The following is a 21,583-nucleotide window of genomic DNA, read 5'->3' as shown; positions in this document are numbered from 1 at the left end:
TCAAGAAAAACCTCTGTCAGCGCCAGAAGGCGAGCCAGTCCAGGAAGGTGTAAAGTTTCTTTCCCAGGAAGATCAGGTTCTCAGAGTCGAACATTGCGTAATCGACTAGCAGACAGCCAAGTATTAGAAGGCCAAGCCAGATAGCAATTTGATTGGTCATGTTGGCCCCGAATGAAAACACCCGCCCAGATAAACTGAGCGGGTGTAAAGGTACAACATTTCTACGGCGTTTTAGTTAAGCCGTCCCATGGCAACGGCGACGTCTGCCATACGGACCGAGAAGGCCCATTCGTTGTCATACCAAGCCAGAACACGAACCATGCGGTTGTTAACGACCCGTGTCTGGTCTGGTGCGAAAATCGAGCTTTCTTCGGTATGATTGAAATCGGTCGAGACCAGCGGCGCGGGCTCATAGCCCACGACTCGCTGCATTGATCCCCGTGATGCTTCACGAACGATGGCATTAACATCTTCGACAGTCACGTCACGCGCCGCATGGAAAGTCAGGTCGACAGCAGAAACGTTTGGTGTTGGTACACGGATAGCCGAGCCGTCCAAACGACCCTTCAGGTTCGGCAGAACTTCGCCCAGAGCTTTGGCTGCACCTGTTGAAGTTGGGATCATGGACATCGCCGCGGCGCGCGCGCGATACAGGTCACTATGACGGCGATCCAGTGTCGGCTGGTCGCCGGTATAGGCATGGATCGTAGTCATGATACCGTGTTCGATCCCGATACCTTCGTCCAGCACCTTGGCAAGCGGAGCAAGGCAGTTCGTGGTGCAAGAGCCATTCGAAACCATTCTATCTTCAGTAACCAGGCTGTTGTGGTTCACGCCATAGACAATGGTTTTATCAACATTCTTACCTGGCGCAGACAAAAGAACCTTCTGAGCACCGCGTTCCAGATGCGTTTTGGCTTTCAGGCCATCGTTGAATTTTCCGGTGCATTCCAAAACGACGTCACAACCTTCCCAGTCAAGCTCGTTCATATCGTAAGTCGAGAACACCTCCATTGGGCCGCGGCCCAAATCCATGGTGTTGCCTTCGATCGAAACATCGCGGGGAAAGCGGCCGTGGATGCTGTCGTATTTCAGCAGGTGGGCGGTAGTTTCCAATGGGCCGGTCGCGTTGACCTTGATCACTTCGATGTCGTTGCGGGCCGATGCCGCAATATGCGACAGGGTGCAGCGGCCGATACGGCCAAATCCATTGATGCCGACCTTGATGGTCATCTGACGTCTCCAAAAATGCGCTTGCTCTGCGGGGCATATAGCGGCACAGACGCTTTCTCAAAAGGGCAAAAGTGACATATTCTTAACGTGTTAGCGCAAACCTTCGCCGGTTGCGCTAACGCTTGCGCTAGCCGTCGGATCGGGTAGGGTCCCCTGGCGACAGGTGAGATGAGAGGAAACACGCATGAGTGGTTTGTTGGCACTGTTGGATGATGTTGCTGGCATAGCAAAGGTTGCTGCGGCGTCAGTGGACGATGTGGTCGCTGCCGCCGGCAAGGCCGGGGCCAAGACTGCGGGCGTGATCATCGACGATGCAGCAGTTACTCCGAAATATGTGCAGGGCTTTGCCCCGGCGCGGGAATTGCCGATCATCTGGCGCATTGCGCGCGGCTCGATTTTCAACAAGATTATCCTGCTGTTGCCAGTCGCTTTGTTGCTGGCCAATTTTGCACCCTGGTTGATAACGCCCTTGTTGATGCTTGGCGGGTCCTATTTGTGCTTCGAAGGGGCAGAAAAGATATTTCACCTGCTTTTCCCTCATGGCAGCCACGTTATAGACGAAGATATGAAGGTCAAAGACCCGGGCCATCTGGAAGAGCAGAAGGTCAAGGGTGCGATCAAAACCGATTTCATCCTGTCCGCCGAGATCATGACAATCGCCTTGGCCGCCATCGAGGCACCGAATATCTGGATGCAGGCGGCAACGCTGGCCGTTGTTGGACTAGGTGTGACTCTGGCCGTTTATGGCTCGGTCGCCTTGATCGTGAAGATGGACGATGTGGGCCTTTTCCTGGCGCGAAACGCACCAACGCCGATCGGGCGCGGATTGGGGCGTGGATTGGTTAAGGCGATGCCGGTTGTCATGAAAGTGCTGTCGATTGTCGGCACAGCTGCGATGCTGTGGGTTGGCGGCTCGATCATCATTCACGGGCTTGAGGTTCTGGGTTTTGGCTGGTTGGGGCATCAGATCCATGACATGGCCTATGCAGCCGGGCATGCGGTTTCGGCGCAATGGGAAGGTGCTGTGGAGTGGATTTCCAAAGCCACGATGGATGGCATATTCGGACTGGCCTGGGGGTTCGTGCTTATCCCGATTGCAACCAAAGTGGTCGCGCCGATTTTGTCTCGGAAATCTGAAACGCATTAATCAGAAAACGAAAAGGGCGGCGCATGGCCGCCCTTCGCTTGATGTTTGAAATTGGGAATTACAGCTCCAGCAATTCCTTGACCTTTGCAACTGTGGCCTCTGCAGTGATGCCGAAATGTTTATACAGTTCATCAGCGGGCGCAGACGCGCCAAAGCCCGACATGCCGATGAAGCCCGCCTTGGCGTCACGGCCGCGTTCCCCCAGCAGCCAGCGGTCCCAGCCTCCGGCGCGGACGGCGGCCTCGATGCCGACACGGACGGCTCCACCGGGCAGAACCCGCTTGCGATACGCTTCATCCTGCTCGGCGAACAGTTCCATGCATGGCATCGACACGACGCGCGTGCCAATGCCCTCGGCCTCGAGCATCGCCTTGGCTTCCATCGCCAGCGACACTTCCGAACCGGTTGCGATCAGGATTGCCTGACGCTTGCCTTCGGCTTCGGCAAGAACATAGCCGCCTTGTGCAGTCAGGTTTTTGGTTTTGTGATCCTTGCGTACGGTCGGCACGCCTTGGCGGGTCAGAGACAAGACCGAAGGGCTGTCCTTGAAGGTCAGCGCCAGTTCCCAGGATTCCGCTGTTTCAACGGCATCCGCCGGGCGGAAAACATAGGTATTCGGTGTCGCGCGTGAGATCGCCAGATGCTCGACCGGCTGGTGGGTCGGGCCGTCTTCGCCCAGACCGATCGAGTCATGGGTCATCACAAAGACCGTGGGTATCTTCATCAGCGCTGCAAGCCGCATCGAGGGCCGCGCATAGTCGGTGAACGCCATGAAGGTACCGCCATAGGGGCGGATGCCGCCATGCAGCGCCATACCGTTCATCGCTGCGGCCATGCCGTGTTCGCGGATACCATAATGGATGTACCGACCCTTGCGGTTTTCCGGCAGGAACACGCCCATATCGGCCGATTTCGTGTTGTTCGAACCGGTCAGGTCAGCAGAGCCGCCAATAGTTTCCGGCATGATCGGATTGACCGCGTTCAGAACTTTCTCGGACGAGGCACGGGTGGCCAACTTGGGCTGATCTTCCGACATCTGCTTTTTGAACGAGCGGATGGCCCCGGCCAGCTTTTTGGGTGCCTCGAACGCATAAGAGCGGTTGAACTCGGCCTGTTTGCGTTCAGAGATCTGCGCGAAACGCTCCTCCCACGCAGAACGCTCGGCTGCGCCGCGCGAACCGATTGCTTCCCAGGCTGATTTGACATTTGCCGGGACTTCGAAGGCGCCATGCGGGGCGGCATAGGCCTCTTTGGCCGCTTTCAGCTGTTCCTGATCGGTCAGGGCGCCGTGGCCTTTCGAGGTATCCTGCGCGGCGTGACCCAAAGCAATATGGCTTTCACAGGCGATCATGGTCGGCTTGTTTGACGATTTCGCCTTGGTGATGGCCTCGTCGATGGCCTGCGGATCATGACCATCAATCTCGATGACCTGCCAGCCCGAGGCGGCAAAACGTTTCACCTGATCGGTCCGGTCAGCTATGTCGACCGTGCCGTCGATGGTGATGTTGTTGTTGTCCCAGAACACGATCAGCTTACCCAGCTCGTGACGGCCGGCCAGCGTGATGGCCTCTTGGCTAACGCCTTCCATAAGGCAGCCGTCGCCCGCGATGACATAGGTATAGTGATCTACGATCTTCTTGCCGTAATGAGCGCGCTGGATTTCCTCGGCCATGGCAAAACCAACGGCGTTCGAGATCCCCTGACCCAGCGGGCCGGTTGTGGTTTCGATCCCGTTGACAAGGAAGTTCTCGGGGTGACCTGCAGTTTTTGCGCCCAGCTGACGGAAATTCTTGATCTGTTCCAGCGTAACGTCAGCGTTCCCAGTGAGATACAACAGCGAATAGATCAGCATCGAGCCGTGACCGGCGGACAGGATGAACCGGTCGCGGTCGGGCCAGTTTGGGGCCGAGGCGTCGAATTTAAGGTGCTTTTCGAACAGTACAGTCGCGACATCGGCCATGCCCATTGGCATACCGGAATGGCCGGAATTGGCGGCGGCGACGGCGTCGAGGGTCAATGTGCGGATGGCCGCAGCTTTGTCCCAGTGTTCGGGGTTGGCATTGCGCAGCGCAGTCAGGTCCACGGGTGTTGTTCCTTTGGATTACAGGCAGATGGCCGCTCAATACCATTCAGCCCTCAAAGTGCAAGTAGAACTGGGTGCTGCAGGGTTTTGCTGGATCAAGAATGTGACCCAAGTCGTTGAAAGCAAACAGTGGGTATTTTCGATGCCATTGGGTTAGACTAGGCCAAGACGCGTACAAGGTTGATTCGGATAACCTCGCGAAACAAGGAACCTTGATAAAAAGGTGGCAGGGGCATGAGCCAGATCGAAGAACTACAACGCCGTATTGTGGCCGCGATGGATCGGATTGGATCCGGCATTGCGACAATGGCGGAAGTTGGCGCAGGCAGCGGTGGAGAAGATGACACTCTGCGTGTAGCTCTGGATGATGAGAGGGTTGCGAATGCTCAACTTGAAGAGCGTCTCAGATCATTAAAAGAAAGGCACGATTCCGAAGTCGATGCCATGCGCCTAGAAATCGAAGGCTTGCGCAATACGCCGTCTGATAGTCAGGAAAGTGCAGCGCTGCGCGAGCAACTCGACGATGCCAGGGCACAGCTTGCCTCGGTCGAAGCCGCACGGGCCGAGTTGGCAAGCGCAAAGGCAGCATTGGAAGATCAGGATGTTGTCGAAGAACTGAAAGCCGAAAATGCCCGTCTTCGTTCGGAATTGGCGGATAGTGAACGCGTGGCGGAACTCAGCGCCGAGTTAGAAATGCTGCGCGCCGAACGCAGTAGCCATGGCTCGGCGATGTCGCGTCTGGATGATGATCTACAGCGCATGCGCAAAGCCAACGAACAACTACGAATGTCGGTCGAAGAGCTGCGCACAGCTGCAGAAGACGGAATGACCGATGCGGATCTGTTGAACCGTGCCACAGCTGCCGAGCTTGAGGCAACGCGCGCAGCGCAGGCCACCGATGCGGCCGAAGCACATGCCGTGCTGGCCCGGTTGGAACCGTTGCTGTCTCAGGCGAAATTGGCCGAAGGAGAGGTGGAATAATGCCTGAATTGACCATTCAAATCGGGGGGCGCGGCTTTGAGGTTTCGTGCCAAGAAGGCGAAGAGGTTTTCCTGCAAGCTGCTGCAAAATTGCTGGATGATGAAGCGCAGGTATTGTCGGATCAGATCGGTCGGATGCCTGAATCCCGGATGCTTTTGATGGCTGGATTGATGTTGGCAGACAAAGCCGCCGCCACAGGTGACAAAATCAACTCGCTGGAAAATAAGCTGGCGGAGGCCGAAGCCGAGCTTCGGAACCTGCGTAGCATGCCACAGCCCGAGCCGGAAAGAATTGAAGTTGCCGTGGTTCCACCTTCGGTCACTGACACCTTGGCAGAGTTGGCTGCTCGGGCCGAGGCAATGGCGGCATTCATAGAAGAAAAGTCAACGAAATGATAAATATGCGTACTATTGCTATTGCAACTTTCATGTCTGTGTCAGCGCAGGTTTCCTGGGCTGGGATCGATATTCTGCCCGTCACATTTACTTGTGATAACGGCGTGCCACTTGAGGTTGCCTATTTCAATGCCGAGGATGGATCCAGCGCGGCAGCCATGATGGTCGACAATAAGCTGGTGACTTTGCACCAAGCTCAGAGCGGCTCTGGTATCCGCTATGAATCCGACGGAACAACTGGCACTTACATCCTGCGCTCCAAAGGCTGGGACGCCACGGTGAGCTTTCTGGCGACAGGTGCAGATGCCGCCAGCGAGCAGGTCTTATTGGGAAATTGCGTCAGTCGCTGATCAGGCGTTTGCTTCCCTGATTTTATCAGCGGCTTCCTTGTTGTAGCCGACACCGTTGTCATCAAACAAGGTGTCCAGCTCACCTGACAGGGTCATCTCGGTGATGATGTCGCATCCGCCTACGAACTCGCCTTTGACATAGAGTTGCGGAACAGTCGGCCAGTCAGAATAGTCCTTGATCCCCTGACGCAAGCCTTCGTCGGCCAGTACATTCACGTCAGCAAATTCTACGCCCATGTAGTTCAGCACGCCTGCCACGCGCGAGGAGAATCCGCATTGCGGCATTTCCTTGGTGCCTTTCATATATAGCACCACATCATTGGCTTTGACGGTCTCGTCGATCTGGGTTTTCACGTCGGTCATGTTACTTTTCCTTGTCATCCGCATCCGGGGCGGTCGTTTCATCCTGTGATGGGGCGGCGACCCATCCTTCCTTTTCCAGCCGTCGGTGTTCGGCCTGCGCCAGGGCCAGCGGATTCAGCCCGTATCTCTCGATGCCGTCAACCTTGCTGATTTTGTCCGGGTTTGGACGCATGTCGACCAGTTTACGCTTTCTGTTTCGCTTCACATAGGCCTCGATCAGCGCGGCGGCAACTATCAAAGCCGCGATTGCTGATATCCAAGCCAGCCATGTACTCATTTTTTTGGAGCCATGGCTTTAGCGTATTGCTGCGGATCTCGGGTCACCCTCGCCACAGTCGGGTGTCCACCGCCCGGGCCGCCCGTATGCACGCCATGAGTTATTAGTTGATCTCCTTGGCCGGGTTCGCTTCCGCGAGCTTTCTTATTGGTGCCGGGCAAAAAAGCTGATCGAACAACAAATATGCACCCAACCAGCGCCACCAAAGAGCAAATCCCGTAAATCCAGAAAGTCGTGCTCACTCAGGCACTTTCGTCGTCAGAGCCAGCGCGTGCAAGTCGCCATCCGGGCCGTCCATCTTGCCTTTGAGGGCTGCATAAACTGCTCGCTGTTGTTGCACCCGGTTTTTGCCACGAAAGCTCTCATCCACGACCATGGCCGACATATGTACGCCGTCGCTGCCGCCGACCTGAATGTCCGCATCGGGAAACGCGTCGCGCAGCAGGTTCTCAATCTCGTGGGCGCTCATCGGCATGTAGGTTTCTCCTGAAAGTCTTTCTCAAGATGTAGTGCGCCGGGGCGGGGCGCGCAAGGGTCAGATAGACGCCCCGAAATGACAAAAACCTGCACTTGTCAAAGTGCAGGTTTTAAGAAGCGCAGGCCCCAAAATCAGGCGACGGCTTCGGCGAAGCTGTTGCGGAAAGTGGCAGTCAGTTCATCAAGCAAGGCCTCAGAAGAGCCGATGCGGACGCTGTCGCCCGTGAACCGCCCGACCGATACCAGTGGAACGCCAGCCTGACCTGCGGCAATCATCAGGGCTTCGGCCTGGTCAAAGTTGCAGGCGACCAGATAACGGGCCTGATCCTCGCCAAACAGGAATTCGGTCGAGGCGTCGTCAAGCGTGATGCCGACGCCGGTTGCCTCGGCCAGTTCGAAGGCCGCCAATGCCAGACCACCATCGCCAAGATCGGTGCAGGCTTTGATCATCTCTCGGTTTGCGCGGATGAACTCTCCGTTGCGCTTTTCGGCATCCAGATCGACATGCGGCGCGTCGCCATCTTCGCGGTTGAACACTTCGGCCAGAAGGGCGGATTGGCCCAGATGCCCCTGCGTATCGCCGATGACCAGAGCCACGTGGCCGTCGCGGACCTCATTACCTATGATCTCGTCCGTGTGCGCCAGAAGGCCGACCGCTCCAATTGTCGGGGTCGGCAGGATCGCCTGACCGTCGGTTTCGTTGTAAAGTGACACGTTGCCGGACACGATGGGCATATCCAACGCTGCGACGGCCTTACCAATGCCTTGGATGGCACCGACGAACTGGCCCATGATCTCGGGCTTTTCCGGGTTGCCAAAATTCAGGTTGTCAGTGGTCGCCAGCGGCAATGCCCCGACGGCGGTCAGGTTGCGATAAGCTTCGGCAACAGCTTGCTTGCCGCCTTCTACAGGGTTGGCTCGCACATAGCGCGGGGTAACGTCACTGGTGAAAGCAAGAACTTTGTCGGTGCCGTGTACACGAACCATGCCGGCGCCTAGACCAGGCGTACGCACGGAATCAGCCATAACCATGGTGTCATACTGCTCGTAAACCCATTGCTTGCCCGCATAGTTTGGCGAAGCGAGCAGGGCGCGCAGACCGTCGATCGGGTCGATCTGAGGCACGTCGGCCAGGTCTTCTGCCTGCGGAGTAGCCTCCCACGGGCGGTCATATTCGGGCGCAGTGGACGAGAGCTTGGACAGAACCAGATCAGCTTTGACCTCGCCATTGTGCATGATCAGAAAGCGATCTTCGGCGAGGGTTTCACCGACGATAGCGAAATCCAGATCCCATTTATCGAAAACGGCGCGAGCCTCGGCTTCAAGCTCGGGTTTGAGAACCATCAACATGCGTTCCTGGGATTCCGACAGCATCATCTCATAGGCTGTCATGTTCTCTTCGCGTTGGGGAACGTTTTCCAGATCAAGCCGAACGCCCAGACCGCCTTTGTCGCCCATTTCCACGGCCGAGCAGGTCAGACCCGCCGCGCCCATATCCTGGATCGAGATCACCGCGCCGGTCTGCATCAGCTCCAGCGTCGCTTCCATCAGGCGTTTTTCGGTGAACGGGTCGCCAACCTGAACGGTGGGGCGCTTTTCCTCGATCGTGTCGTCAAATTCGGCGCTGGCCATGGTGGCTCCGCCCACGCCGTCGCGTCCGGTTTTCGCACCGAGATAGACCACGGGCATGCCGACGCCAGAGGCCGCCGAGTAAAAGATCTTATCACTGTCAGCCAGACCAGCGGCAAAGGCATTCACAAGGCAGTTGCCGTTATAGGCCGGGTGAAAGCGGACTTCGCCGCCAACGCAAGGCACGCCGAAACAGTTGCCATAGCCGCCGATACCTTCGACCACGCCATTGACCAGCTGACGGGTCTTGTGGTGGCCGGGTTCACCAAAAGACAGCGCGTTCATCGAGGCGATTGGGCGCGCACCCATGGTGAAAACATCGCGCAGGATACCTCCAACACCTGTGGCTGCACCTTGATAGGGTTCGATGTAAGACGGATGGTTGTGGCTTTCCATCTTGAAGACCACGGCCTGACCATCGCCGATATCGACCACACCTGCATTTTCACCCGGTCCGCAGATCACCTGGGGTCCAGAAGTGGGCAGGGTGCGCAGCCATTTCTTGGAGGATTTGTAGGAACAATGCTCGTTCCACATGGCCGAGAAAATGCCCAACTCGGTAAAGGTTGGCTCGCGCCCGATAATCTCCAGGATCATCTCGTATTCTTCGGGTTTCAACCCGTGCGCGGCAATCAGATCCGGTGTGATGGCGGGCTCTTGCATCGTTTGTCCTGTGTCCATGGTGGCCGAGATTGCGGGCCTTGTAGGGCAAGGGCGCGTCTGTGGGAAGGGCCAAGTCAGCGCAGGGTCGAATAACGTAACCGGCATATGCCAATTTCGAGCTTTTCTGCGCTTTGTGTACCCAGAAAAAGAAACGGAACCGCGCCAGTGGCCGGTTCCGTCTATAGTATTTCCTGCCAGGCGGCCCAAAAGCCGCTTGGCGTCTGTATCTGGTCTTTAAGCTGGGGTTTCTCCCTTGTTGATCGAGTCCGCCGCAGCGGCCCCAACAGCAGCTTTTTGCTGTTCGGTAAGGTTCTCGGCCTCTTCCAGACCAGGAATTGCTACGCGAACTTCGCGGCGGGCAAAGTCGATGCCATTGGCATTGAACTCGGCCTTCACCCGGTTGAAGATCTCCTTGCGAAGCGTGAACTGCTTGCCCGGCTTGGCCATGAACTTGCCGCGGATGATCATGCCAACATCGTCAAAGTCGAAAACACCTTGCGATTTAAAGGGCTGCAAGAAGCCTTCTTTGTGGGTTTCGTCCGCCATCATCTCGGCGCCGATCTTCTTGAAGATCTTCTTGACCTTGTTGGGATCAGTGTCAAACGGCACGGTGAACTTTAGCTTCATGATCACCCAGTCACGGCTGAAATTGGTCAGCTTTTGAATCTCGCCATAGGGGATCGTGTGAACGGGCCCACGGTGATGGCGGAGCTGCATCGAACGGATCGAGATTTTCTCGACGGTGCCCATGGTGCCACCGACATCGACATATTCACCCACGCGAAACGCATCGTCGATAAGGAAGAAGACACCGCCGACGATATCAGCCACCAGCTTCTGAGCGCCGAAACCGATCGCAAGACCAAGGACACCGGCACCTGCCAGAAGTGGGGTGATGTTGATGCCCAGCGCGCCCAATGCGAGCAGGCCGAAGATGACCGCAATCGTGACTTGCGCCGTGATCCGCAGCAGGGGAAGAACCGTCGCCAGACGTGAGCCGCCTGCACCGCCACCCTCGCCACCGGCCTCTTCATCCAGCTCTTCTGCCGTTGTCTGTTCCTTGGCAAGACGACGGTTGATCCATAGTGAGACGACCTCGTTCAAGATGTATCCGACAGCGATGATCATCAGGAATTCGATAACCGTACCGCCAACGTCGGTTCCGATCCCGGCAGAGGCGACATGTCGAAGATCAAGCTGCCAGACCCGCGCGATCATAAAGACCACAAACAGGCCCGCCAGCACGCGACCGATCCGGATATAGCTGCGCTTGGCTGATTTATAGGCGCGTTCGGCCAATGGTCCGTCGCCCAACATTGGGGGTTGAAGATGGCGCACGAGGCCACGGATCAGCGTATCAAGCGCTGGTGCGATCAGCAGCCAGAACATCGTCGTGAAATGTGGCCCTTTGCCAAGCAGGGCAAGTGTTCTGGGATCACGCTGTGCGATCAGGAATTCGACCAGGAACCATATCACCACCGAAACGCCGATAGCGAAGTAGGGATAGTAATGAGCGACCTTTTCATCGAATTTGGTGTGATCCGGGTCCGTGCCCAACATCATCTGAGACAACCCTTCGCGCGCGGTCCAGGCGATGATCCCAATGTATATATGGATGCCAGCGTTCAGCCAGAAACCGATACGCGTATCGGCCGGGGTGATACCGTTAAGCAAGTTGAACCGTACGATAAAGAGCGTGAGGCCGATCAATAGAAGAAGGCCAATCAGGTTGCGATGCAGATATTTGGCCCAATGATCGTCTATGTTGACCAACCGGTAATGTGGCTTTTTGGGCGCCAGTACAAAGCGTGAGGCGGCTGCGCCCAGACGCGGAATCCAAATCAGGTAGAAAACGAATGGGGCGGCATAGGTAAGCTGTTCTGTCGTCAGCAAGCCCCGTCCAATCGCCCGGATAACAACATAGAACACAACAAGTCCTGCGATTTCCCGGCAGAAACGGCGGAACAAGTAACGTACCGCGCTCCAAAGATCAGCATCGGAATTCCCATCGGGCTCTTCGTGCCATTTGCGGGTGAGAAACCCAAACAATTTTTCAGCAGCGTATCCGGCCACCAGAACTGCTAGGATCAGCCCAAACAGGCCAAACACCCCGGTAGATCCGAATTTCGCTGAGAAATTGCTGAACGCCTCAACCTGGGCGCTGACAATATTTGGCAATGTGGTCAAAACCTGCGTCCAAGAGGTAACCATCTCGGCCCAGATTTCACTGATTTCGGTAAGCGGATCTTCATGGTTTTCGTTTGCTGCCGCCTGCTTTTCTGCAACCGCGTCGAGCCGTTCCAGCAAAATGGCGCGAACCTGATCGTCGGACATACGTGCCACCAAGCCATCAACCTGATCGGGCGTCAGGTCCTCTGGAATTGTGACCGTAGACGACGCGGTCCCACTGTCTTGTGCGTGTACTGGTACCGCAAGAAGAATGGCGGAAATCAACGCCAGTAATAGGCGGAGTGGATGGTGCATGAATTTTCCCTCGAACACGAATTTTTGATCTTTTACGGGATCATAGGCGCGGAGGTGGAAATTTCCCAGCAGTTTTCGGCTGTTCGGTGTCACCGATTAAGCCAGGACCAAAAAAAAAGGCCGAGCACTAAGCTCGGCCGTAGTCCAACAGGGAGGTATGAAGATGATGAGCGTTACAGCATCACCGCCTTCGAGTGCTCATTTAGGCATCAGTTTGATAACGATCAAGGCGTTTCAGTGTGATAGTCCGTCATGTCCGCTATGACGTTGACGCATAGCTATAGTTTCCCCATTTTCTTCAGGTGTTTACGCTGCGCGATGATCTCGTCCTGCACAAAATCGCGGAAGGCTGCCACGCGTTTGGAATGGCGTAACTCTTCGGGGTAGGCGAGATAAACAGGAACGTCAGCCGTTTCGATGTCTGAAAGTACCGGCAGCAGATGCGGGAAATCATGCGTGACATAATCGGGCAGCAAGCCAATTCCCAGATTGTGCAGTACGCCCTGCAAGACACCGAAATAGTTGTTCACTGTCAGCAACGACGCCGGGTTATAGGTCATCAGATGCCGTACCATTGCCGCACTGGCCCCTACTTGGGGGGCTGAGGGGGTCTGACAGATAAGTCGATGGCTCGAGATTTCTTCGAGGGAGGCAGGTTGACCGCTTTCCTTTAGATATTCCGGGGTAGCATAAAGCAGCATCTGTACTGTCATCAGGCGCTTGCGCACCAGATCTGCCTGGCTAGGCTCTTTCATACGGATGGCGACATCGGCCTCGCGCATTGGCAGGTCAAGAACGCGTTCCTCAAGCATGAGGTCGATATTTAGGTCCGGGTATTGTTCATACAGCTTTGGCAACCTCGGAGCGAGCCATAGGGTCCCGAACCCAAATGTGGTTGTGACCCGTAGCACACCAAAGACTTCTTCTTCGCTGTCTCGTATGCGCGCCGCTGCCGCGTCCAGTCGCTTGGACATTGCCGAGGTGGCGTCGAACAGCAGCTCACCCTGTTCGGTCAGAATTAGACCGCGGGCGTGACGATGGAACAACGTCGAATCAAGTGACTCTTCCAATGCCCGAATTTGTCTGCTGACTGCCGATTGAGATAGGTTCAGCTTATCGCCTGCATGTGTCAGGCTGCCCGCATCTGCAACCGCGTGAAATATCCTAAGCTTGTCCCAATCCATCGCCGCAACTTTCGTTATCCTGCCGAACGCCTATATGAAATAGGTGACAACTTCCACATTCAAACGGCGAAATCCTTGCGTTTCAGAGGATAAGCTCTAGGCAGGTCAGTTATTATGACCTAATATGGAAGCAGATGAAGCACACTGATCTGACGAGGGGAGGCGTTTGATGAGTAAGCCACAAATTTCTTTGAACGACCGTTTCGACTTAAGCAAAAACACGGTTTTATTGAACGGCACTCAGGCGCTTGTTCGCCTTATGCTGATGCAAAAGGCGCGCGACACGAAATCGGGTCTGAACACTGCAGGATTGGTGACGGGATACCGCGGATCGCCTCTTGGAGCGGTCGACCAGCAGATGATGCGCGCGCAGAAACAGCTGACAGAAAGCGATGTCACTTTTCAATACGGTCTGAATGAGGATCTTGCGGCAACCGCGCTTTGGGGCAGTCAGCAGGCCGGGTTAAGGGGTGACGGCAAGTTCGATGGCGTCTTTGGTCTGTGGTACGGAAAAGGACCTGGTGTAGATCGGTCAGGCGACGTGATGCGCCATGCCAATATGGCAGGGACGGCGGCACATGGTGGCGTTCTGATGGCCATGGGGGATGATCACACGGGCGAAAGCTCGACCGTGCTGCATCAGTCCGAGTGGTCGCTGGTTGATATGTACATGCCAGTGGTCAGCCCGGCCGGAGTACAAGAGATACTCGACTACGGCGTTTACGGATTCGCGCTCAGCCGGTTCGCCGGTGTCTGGGTCGGCCTCAAGACCATGAAGGACACGATAGAGGTGACTTCGGTTGTTGATGGCAACCCTGATCGCATGAATGTCGTGGTGCCCGAGTTTGATATGCCCGAAGGAGGGCTGAACATCCGGCTTGGCGATACGCCTCATCTGCAGGAAGAGCGCATTATTGATTACAAGCGTTTTGCGGCTGAAACGTTTTCACGGGCCAACCGGATGGACAAACGTGTCTGGGGCAAACCCGGCGCAAAGATAGGTCTGGTGGCCGCTGGTAAGAACTGGCTGGACCTTACCCACGCGCTTTCCTTGCTGAATATTGATGAGGCCGAGGCCGAGCGCCTTGGCATCACGACCTATAAGGTCGGACAGACGTTCCCTCTGGATATGTCCGGATTTCATGACTGGGCAGAAGGTTTGGACCTGATTGTAATCGTTGAGGAAAAACGTAAACTGATCGAGGTTCAGGTTAAGGAAGCGATCTTTGACGACCGCCGTGGTCGACGAGTCTATGGCTGGTACAAGGGCGGTGCTGGGACGCTGCACCGGGAAGAGCTGTTTCCCACCCGCGGTGCCCTAGATCCGAACATGATCGCTGAAAAACTGGGCGGAATTCTGATTGAAGAAGGCCGTGATACCGACGGGGTCCGCGCAGGTTTGACCAAGCTGACCGAAGCGCGCCGGGCGGACAATGCCGAGGAAATAGCCTCGCGCCTTCCGTATTTCTGTTCTGGATGCCCGCATAACAGTTCGACCAAGGTACCAGACGGAAGCCGGGCCTATGCAGGCATCGGATGCCATTACATGGTTCAGTGGATGGATCGAAGCACATTTGGCTTTACTCAGATGGGTGGCGAAGGGGCAAACTGGATCGGGGAAGAGCCGTTCTCGACCACCAATCATGTGTTCCAGAACCTCGGAGACGGCACCTATAACCATTCCGGTGTTCAGGCGATCCGGGCAGCTTTGTCGGCGGGTACGAACATCACCTTCAAGATTCTGTTCAACGATGCGGTCGCAATGACGGGCGGGCAGGGCAATGAGGGTGATCTGACCGCCGAAAGGATCGCGGCCGAGGTCAAGGCTATGGGCGTCACACATGTCGCGCTGGTCTATGACGAAAAAGAAGATGTAAACTTCAAAGCCCTACCCGCAGGAGTAGAGAGCTTTGAGCGCGCCGAACTGATGAATGTGCAAGAGAAATTCCGCACCTATGAGGGCGTCTCAGTCATCGTCTATGTCCAGACCTGCGCCGCTGAGAAACGCCGTCGTCGTAAACGCGGAACCTTTCCCGACCCGGACAAAAGGGTCTTTATCAATACGGATGTCTGTGAGGGCTGCGGTGACTGCGGCATCCAATCGAACTGTGTTTCGATTGTTCCCAAGGAAACCGAACTTGGCCGGAAGCGCGCGATTGACCAATCAAGCTGTAACAAGGATTTTTCGTGTCTGAGTGGGTTCTGCCCCTCCTTTGTGACGCTGGAAGGCGCGAAGATTCGCAAAGAAGCGACGACCGAACTTGATCTGCCCGATCTTCCGATGCCCGAGCTGCCTGAAATAGTGGGCACACATAATGTTGTCATCACCGGCATCGGTGGGACCGGAGTTGTCACGCTGGGGGCGATTCTGGCACAGGCGGCCCAGATTGACGGCAAAGGCGCCGGAATGATGGAGATGGCAGGCTTGGCTCAGAAAGGCGGTGCGGTTCATATTCATTGCCGTATAGCCAACCTGCCAGATGATATCAGTGCAATACGTGTGGCAACGGGTGAAGCCGACACATTGATCGGTGGTGATTTGGTTGTGTCCGCCGGGGCCAAAACACTTGGCCTGACACGCTTGGGTCAGACCGGAGCGGTGGTCAACAGCCACGAAACCGTTACCGGCGATTTCACGCGCGACACTAAGTTTAGGATTCCTGGTGAGAGGCTGGAATTGGCGCTGCAAGCACGATTGAAAGAAGACGTTTCCCTGTTTGATGCCACTGAGCTTGCGCGCGCAGTGATGGGAGATTCAATCTATTCGAACATGATGGTTTTTGGGGCCGCATGGCAGCGCGGGCTGATACCCGTCAGCCTCGATGCGGTGATTGCAGCCATTGATCTGAACGGAACGGCGGTAGAACGCAACAAAAGAGCCTTTGAGATCGGTCGTTGGGCGGTTTTACACCCGGAAAAAGTCGATGAGATTCTACGGCCAGGTGTTTCCGACCTCCCGAAATCACCAGAGCAGGTCATCGCGTTCCGCGCAGATCATCTGACCCAGTATCAAAGCGCTCGTTTGGCGAAACGCTACCGCAAAAATGTTGACTCGTTTGAGGATGCAGAAATTCGTGATGCTGTCGCAAAAGGGTATCATAAGCTGTTGTCTTACAAGGACGAATACGAAGTGGCCCGGTTGTTACTGTCCAGTCGGGAGAAAGCCGCCGCTGAATTTGATGGCGAATTCAAAATGACTTTCCACCTTGCCCCACCGCTGCTTGGTGGCAAAGGACCAGATGGCCGACCCCGCAAACGGAGTTTCGGCGAATGGATGCTGAAGCCGCTGAAATTCATGTCTCGGCTAAAAGTTCTTCGAGGTACTCCGCTGGATATCTTTGGCTATAGTGTCGAACGTCGAATGGAGCGCGCGCTGATCAAGCAATATGAGCGTGATCTCAAAGAGATCACTCCGCTGATTTCCATCCAAACAAAGGATGCCGTAATTGCGCTCGCCAAGTTGCCCTTGGATATCAAAGGTTTTGGACCCGTCCTTAAGGCGAATGAGGCGAGCGCCGCCAAACGCAGAGAGGAATTGTTGACCACGATACGGAACGGAGGACCTGAATTACAGGCCGCCGCCGAGTAATTCGTCACAACCGTGTCACGACAGCTAGGCAAAATTGTTACTTGCATTTAAAATGCAGGTACAAAACCGGAGACTTCCATGCCCTCGCGACGCCATGTTGCACGTGACATTTCTTATGCCTATTCCGCTGAAACCAAAAGCGGACGGATGGTCATCAAGCTTATGGAGAACACCACAGGCCGCCTGCGCCTTATCAGGCGTGCTGATGGGTACGAAAAAGACGTGGCCAACGGGCGAGATTTCTGGTCGGTCATGGTTGAGAGATACGGTTTGTCTCTGGATGTGGTTGGCGGGTCATTGTCTAATATTCCCCGTGATGGCCCTCTGATTCTGATTGCCAATCACCCATATGGAATTCTGGATGGGTTGATGATGGGGCACATGTTGTCCAGTACGCGTGGGGATTTTCGCATTCTGGCCAACCATGTGTTTCGTAAGGCAGAGGATCTGAATCGGGTCGTTCTGCCGATTTCATTCGACGATACAAAAGCTGCGATGAAGCAGAACCTCGAGACCCGCAAGAAAGCTTTGAACTATCTGGGCGAGGGCGGCGCGATTGGCATATTTCCCGGCGGTACCGTCAGCACAGGGGCAAAGCCTTTCTCGTACCCGATGGACCCGGGCTGGCGTGGCTTCACAGCGCGGATGGTTGCCAAATCAGACGCGACAGTTGTGCCGGTCTTTTTTGACGGTCATACCTCACGCCTGTTTCAGATTGCCAGCCATCTGCACAATACATTGCGCATGGGATTGCTGATCAAGGAATTCAAAAAACGCGTTGATACCCCGGTCCAGGTGGTGATCGGAGAGCCCATCGGCCGCGACGTTCTGGACCCGTTGGCCAAGGATACGCGCAAGATGATGGATTTCTTGCGCAAAGCAACGTATGAGCTGTCTCCAAAGCCACTAAAGTCTTATGACTATGGCTATGAATTTGAGGAACGGCATCGAGCCTAAAGGGGCAAATGGCAGTAGGCATTTTTGATTCTGGTTTGGGCGGTCTGACCGTTCTGAACGCCGCGCAGAAACGTCTTCCCGACGTTGATTTCCTGTATTACGCGGACAGCGCACATGCGCCTTACGGGGTGCGTGATGTAGAGAATATCTATGAGCTGACCCGGGGTGCGGTGAACGACCTCTGGAACCGGGGTTGTGATCTGGTGATTCTGGCCTGCAATACGGCCAGCGCTGCTGCTTTGCGGCGGATGCAGGAAGAGGGCGTGCCTCAAGGCAAACGCGTCTTGGGCGTTTTTGTTCCATTGATCGAAGCGCTGACTGAGCGGCAATGGGGTGACAACAGCCCGCCGCGTGAAGTCGCGGTCAAACACGTCGCTTTGTTTGCGACCCCGGCCACCGTATCGAGTCGCGCGTTTCAACGCGAGTTGGCCTTTCGTGCGATTGGCGTAGATGTTGAGGCGCAGGCCTGCGGTGGGGTTGTTGATGCCATCGAGGAAGGCGACATGATCCTGGCTGAAGCGCTGGTGCGAAGCCATGTGGACGCCCTGAAACGCAAGATGCCAGAGCCTCAGGCCGCAATTCTGGGCTGTACGCACTATCCCTTAATGGCTGAGGCGTTTCAGAAGGCCTTAGGACCCGACGTTGAGGTGTTCAGCCAGGGTGATCTGGTTGCAGAAAGTCTGGCAGACTATTTGCAGCGGCACCCGAACATGCAGGGTGCGGCAAAGGGCGGTTATCTGACCACTGGTAAGCCAGGCGTTGTCAGTGATCGCGCCACCCAGTTCCTCCGACGACAAATTACTTTCGAGGCTGTCTGACTTTGGTCAAAGACGCGGCCTGAAAGAACCCGTAATCCCATGACCGTCACAGTGGCGGGCATGAACAGTGGCATACAGTTTCAAGAGGTCCAAGATGACCCATAAAATCGCAATTCTGGGCGCTTCGGGTTATACCGGCGCTGAACTGGTTCGGTTGATCGCCGAGCATCCGAATATGGAAATCGCTGCACTTTCTGCCGAGCGGAAAGCCGGACAGTCGATGGCGCAGGTGTTCCCTCATTTGCGGCACCTGCAGCTTCCGATTCTTTGCAAGATTTCGGAAATCGACTTTTCAGGGATCGACCTGTGCTTTTGCGCGCTGCCACATAAAACCAGCCAGGAAGTTATCCGCGATCTGCCGAAGGACCTGAAGATCATCGACCTGTCCGCCGATTTCAGGCTACGCGACCCTGAGGAATATGAAAAATGGTATGGCAACCCTCATGCGGCTTTGGAGCAGCAGGAGGAGGCCGTTTACGGCCTGACCGAGTTTTATCGCAATCAAATTCGCACGGCCCGCTTGGTTGCCGGAACAGGCTGCAACGCCGCCACCGGACAATATGTTTTGCGCCCCTTGATTTCGGCTGGTGTCATTGATCTGGATGACATCATTCTGGACCTCAAATGCGCGGTGTCTGGTGCCGGGCGGTCGCTGAAAGAAAACCTGCTGCATGCCGAACTTAGCGAAGGGTATAACGCATATGCTGTTGGCGGTACGCATCGGCATTTGGGGGAATTCGATCAAGAATTTTCTGCCCTTGCAGGGCGCCCGGTCAATGTTCAGTTCACTCCACATCTGGTTCCAGCAAACCGGGGTATCCTAGCCACTACATATGTCAAAGGTGACCCCACGAGCGTTTATGAAGCGCTCGTGAAAACCTATGAAAACGAACCATTTATCCAGATTCTGCCATTTGGCGAAACACCCTCGACCCACCATGTGCGCGGCTCGAATTTCTGCCATATCGGCGTGGTCAGCGACCGGATCGAGAGGCGCGCCATTGTGATCGGAGCACTGGATAACCTGACAAAAGGTAGCAGTGGCCAAGCCTTGCAGAACGCTAACCTAATGTTAGGTGAAGCTGAAACTGCGGGTCTGATGATGGCCCCACTTTTCCCATGAGGAACAAATGAAAACGCTCAAGAAACGTCGTCGCGTTCAGATCATCCTTCTGTCAATCGTTGCTTTGGCAGTGTCTACGGCGTTGATCGGATACGCTATGCAGGACGGCATCAATTTCTTCCGCTCGCCCAGTGAAGTAATGGCAGAGCCGCCAAAACCGACTGAAGTATTCCGGATCGGTGGTCTGGTCGAAGAGGGTTCGATCGTGCGGGGGCAAGGGGAAACCGTGCGTTTTGTGGTGACGGACGGAGGCGAAAGTGTGCCGGTCACGTTTACTGGAGTTTTGCCTGATTTGTTCTCGGAAAACCAGGGTATGATTGGCACCGGAAGCTACGTAAACGGAGTCTTTGAAGCCTCAGAAATTCTTGCGAAACACGATGAGACCTATATGCCAAAAGAGGTTGTGGACGCTTTGAAAGAACAAGGTATTTACAAGGAGGCCGGCGAGAGCTGAGCCATAGGCGTTGAGATCGGAATTCGGGCGTTGCGTGGATCGACATGCAGCGCCCTTTCTATTTTAGCTGTATTAACAGAATTGTCCGAGCGTCTGTCTGTCCCAAGTTGGAGAACAGTACATGCAGACGGTTCGGCAGATCGCGGAACAGATAGTTACGCGTGAAGGTGGTTTTGTCGATGACCCCGACGATCCGGGTGGAGCGACAAAATTCGGCGTAACAATCCATACCATGCGCAGATTGCAACTGGACCTGACGCAGGACGGGAACGTTGATGTATCCGATGTAAGGCGGCTGAGCCGGCCGCAGGCCGTTGAAATCTTTATCCGCCACTATTTCTCAAAACCACGATTACACCTACTGCCTAACATTTTGCAGCCATCTGTTTTCGACATGTACGTGAATTCAGGCGCTCAAGCTGTTAAAATTATGCAACATTTGCTGCGTGAAATGGGGTATCATGTCGTCGTAGATGGCGTTGTAGGCCCGCAGACGGCGCAGGCTTGTAGTGCTGCGTCTGAACCGGACCCTGTCGCGCTGCGGGATGCCTATGGCGTTGCCAGGAGAAACTATTATTTCCGGATAGCGGAACGGCGTCCAGCCTCTCGCAAATATGCTCGGTCCCGGTCTGGGGCAAAAGGTGGCTGGATACGACGCGCTGAGGAATTCCTGTCACCGACCTATCATCTTAGCGACGCAGAATTTCAAAGGAGGGTTTCTGAATGGGGCTGATCTCGGGGATATTTGCGTTCTTGTTTGGCGAGGGTCGGAATGTCGTGCGTGAAACAACTGAAGTCTTTCGTGAAAATGCTGAGCAGGGCGCTAAACGCGACCTGACGCGACAACAGGGAGTACTGGAACAGTATAGGGCTGAGTATGAGCGGGTTCAAAAAGGTGCATTCGACCGTTTTATGGATGGGCTCAACCGGCTGCCGCGCCCCGCCATGGCCTTGGGAACACTGGGACTGTTTGTCGCCGCTATGGTCGATCCGCTTTGGTTTGCCGCTCGGATGCAGGGGATTGCGTTGGTGCCTGAGCCCTTGTGGTGGTTGTTGGGCGTGGTCGTCTCGTTCTATTTCGGCGCAAGACACCAGACCAAGGTGCAGGATCTGCAGCGTGAAATTTCAGCAACGATGACACGTACTCCGAAAGTTATGGAAAACATCGAAACACTGGCAGAGATGCGGGAACGTTTGATTGGGGTCGCTGATACTGGGACAGATGCAGGCTTGGCCGATGAGGTCCTAAAACCCGATTTCAACCCTGCGCTCGAGGATTGGCGGCGGGGTCGGCCCGCCTGACCCGCGACACTATGTGCGTCCTGCAGAGGCGAAAGTGATTGGTGATTGTCCCTCAACAGGAATATATGCGGGAC

The 21,583-nt window shown here is 55.5% G+C and carries 20 protein-coding genes; 11 read left to right on the top strand and 9 right to left on the bottom strand.

Going from position 1 to position 21,583, the window contains the following annotated elements; genetic code table 11:
- Positions 1-16: 16 nt before the first annotated feature.
- Both AC2FJ5_RS19145 and gap read right to left on the bottom strand, forming a co-directional pair.
- The gene (locus AC2FJ5_RS19145; RefSeq protein ID WP_496679620.1) at positions 17-160 is read right to left on the bottom strand and encodes a hypothetical protein; all 144 of its coding nucleotides are present in this window, start codon (positions 158-160) and stop codon (positions 17-19) included.
- 71 nt (positions 161-231) lie between these two features.
- Positions 232-1,233 carry a type I glyceraldehyde-3-phosphate dehydrogenase gene (gene gap, locus AC2FJ5_RS19140; protein WP_142634017.1) on the bottom strand — a complete coding sequence of 334 codons (1,002 nt, stop codon included), beginning with the start codon at positions 1,231-1,233 and terminating at the stop codon, positions 232-234.
- A 184-nt stretch (positions 1,234-1,417) separates the two neighbouring features.
- On the opposite strand from gap, the gene AC2FJ5_RS19135 reads away from it, so the two are divergent.
- Complete coding sequence (locus AC2FJ5_RS19135) at positions 1,418-2,380, top strand: DUF808 domain-containing protein (protein WP_142634015.1); 963 nt, start codon at positions 1,418-1,420, stop codon at positions 2,378-2,380.
- 58 nt (positions 2,381-2,438) lie between these two features.
- Here the strand turns inward: AC2FJ5_RS19135 and tkt are convergent, their stop codons facing one another.
- Entirely contained in the window at positions 2,439-4,463 is a 2,025-nt protein-coding gene (tkt, locus tag AC2FJ5_RS19130; protein WP_496691296.1) for a transketolase, read from the bottom strand.
- A gap of 234 nt (positions 4,464-4,697) precedes the next feature.
- Between tkt and AC2FJ5_RS19125 the strand changes: the two genes are divergently transcribed.
- Genes AC2FJ5_RS19125 through AC2FJ5_RS19115 form a run of 3 tightly spaced genes read left to right on the top strand, consistent with a single transcriptional unit; the run spans position 4,698 to position 6,189 of the window.
- Positions 4,698-5,444, top strand: coding sequence for a hypothetical protein (locus AC2FJ5_RS19125; RefSeq protein WP_496794326.1), 747 nt, complete (start codon positions 4,698-4,700; stop codon positions 5,442-5,444).
- Positions 5,444-5,839: a cell division protein ZapA gene (locus AC2FJ5_RS19120; RefSeq protein ID WP_281994664.1), complete on the top strand. Its 396-nt coding sequence runs from the start codon at positions 5,444-5,446 to the stop codon at positions 5,837-5,839. The genes AC2FJ5_RS19125 and AC2FJ5_RS19120 overlap by 1 nt, the downstream gene beginning before the upstream one ends.
- 5 nt (positions 5,840-5,844) lie before the next feature.
- On the top strand, positions 5,845-6,189 hold the full coding sequence (locus AC2FJ5_RS19115) for an MliC family protein (protein WP_496691294.1): 345 nt from the start codon (positions 5,845-5,847) through the stop codon (positions 6,187-6,189).
- Here the strand turns inward: AC2FJ5_RS19115 and grxD are convergent, their stop codons facing one another.
- From grxD to AC2FJ5_RS19085, 6 genes are all read right to left on the bottom strand, one after another.
- Positions 6,190-6,552, bottom strand: a complete 363-nt coding sequence (gene grxD, locus AC2FJ5_RS19110; RefSeq protein WP_281972151.1) for a Grx4 family monothiol glutaredoxin — start codon at positions 6,550-6,552, stop codon at positions 6,190-6,192.
- 1 nt (position 6,553) lies between these two features.
- On the bottom strand, positions 6,554-6,829 hold the full coding sequence (locus tag AC2FJ5_RS19105; protein ID WP_282021284.1) for a hypothetical protein: 276 nt from the start codon (positions 6,827-6,829) through the stop codon (positions 6,554-6,556).
- A 238-nt stretch (positions 6,830-7,067) separates the two neighbouring features.
- On the bottom strand, positions 7,068-7,304 hold the full coding sequence (locus tag AC2FJ5_RS19100; protein WP_142634001.1) for a BolA/IbaG family iron-sulfur metabolism protein: 237 nt from the start codon (positions 7,302-7,304) through the stop codon (positions 7,068-7,070).
- 134 nt (positions 7,305-7,438) lie between these two features.
- Positions 7,439-9,598: a phosphoribosylformylglycinamidine synthase subunit PurL gene (gene purL / locus AC2FJ5_RS19095; protein WP_496691347.1), complete on the bottom strand. Its 2,160-nt coding sequence runs from the start codon at positions 9,596-9,598 to the stop codon at positions 7,439-7,441.
- 234 nt (positions 9,599-9,832) lie between these two features.
- Entirely contained in the window at positions 9,833-12,082 is a 2,250-nt protein-coding gene (locus AC2FJ5_RS19090) for a mechanosensitive ion channel family protein (RefSeq protein ID WP_271946936.1), read from the bottom strand.
- Between the two features lie 278 nt (positions 12,083-12,360).
- Entirely contained in the window at positions 12,361-13,266 is a 906-nt protein-coding gene (locus tag AC2FJ5_RS19085; protein ID WP_142633997.1) for a LysR family transcriptional regulator, read from the bottom strand.
- Between the two features lie 169 nt (positions 13,267-13,435).
- Between AC2FJ5_RS19085 and AC2FJ5_RS19080 the strand changes: the two genes are divergently transcribed.
- The 7 genes from AC2FJ5_RS19080 to AC2FJ5_RS19050 all read left to right on the top strand — a co-directional run bounded on the left by AC2FJ5_RS19080 (position 13,436) and on the right by AC2FJ5_RS19050 (position 21,509).
- A complete protein-coding gene (locus AC2FJ5_RS19080; RefSeq protein ID WP_496794325.1) occupies positions 13,436-16,855 on the top strand; it encodes an indolepyruvate ferredoxin oxidoreductase family protein in 3,420 nt (1,139 codons plus the stop codon).
- Positions 16,856-16,933: 78 nt separating this feature from the next.
- Complete coding sequence (locus AC2FJ5_RS19075) at positions 16,934-17,812, top strand: lysophospholipid acyltransferase family protein (protein WP_271946941.1); 879 nt, start codon at positions 16,934-16,936, stop codon at positions 17,810-17,812.
- Between the two features lie 8 nt (positions 17,813-17,820).
- Positions 17,821-18,630, top strand: coding sequence for a glutamate racemase (gene murI / locus AC2FJ5_RS19070; protein WP_271946944.1), 810 nt, complete (start codon positions 17,821-17,823; stop codon positions 18,628-18,630).
- A 94-nt stretch (positions 18,631-18,724) separates the two neighbouring features.
- Complete coding sequence (gene argC / locus AC2FJ5_RS19065) at positions 18,725-19,753, top strand: N-acetyl-gamma-glutamyl-phosphate reductase (RefSeq protein ID WP_496794324.1); 1,029 nt, start codon at positions 18,725-18,727, stop codon at positions 19,751-19,753.
- Positions 19,754-19,760: 7 nt separating this feature from the next.
- On the top strand, positions 19,761-20,207 hold the full coding sequence (gene ccmE, locus AC2FJ5_RS19060) for a cytochrome c maturation protein CcmE (protein ID WP_142633987.1): 447 nt from the start codon (positions 19,761-19,763) through the stop codon (positions 20,205-20,207).
- A 121-nt stretch (positions 20,208-20,328) separates the two neighbouring features.
- Positions 20,329-20,940 carry a holin-associated N-acetylmuramidase gene (locus tag AC2FJ5_RS19055; RefSeq protein WP_496708415.1) on the top strand — a complete coding sequence of 204 codons (612 nt, stop codon included), beginning with the start codon at positions 20,329-20,331 and terminating at the stop codon, positions 20,938-20,940.
- The gene (locus tag AC2FJ5_RS19050) at positions 20,931-21,509 is read left to right on the top strand and encodes a holin family protein (RefSeq protein WP_496794322.1); all 579 of its coding nucleotides are present in this window, start codon (positions 20,931-20,933) and stop codon (positions 21,507-21,509) included. The genes AC2FJ5_RS19055 and AC2FJ5_RS19050 overlap by 10 nt, the downstream gene beginning before the upstream one ends.
- The last annotated feature ends 74 nt before the right edge of the window (positions 21,510-21,583 follow it).

It is taken from the genome of Ruegeria sp. CDSA221 (assembly GCF_059611825.1).
Note: the sequence above shows the minus strand (reverse complement) of the source record. Positions and strands in the feature narration are given on the sequence as shown.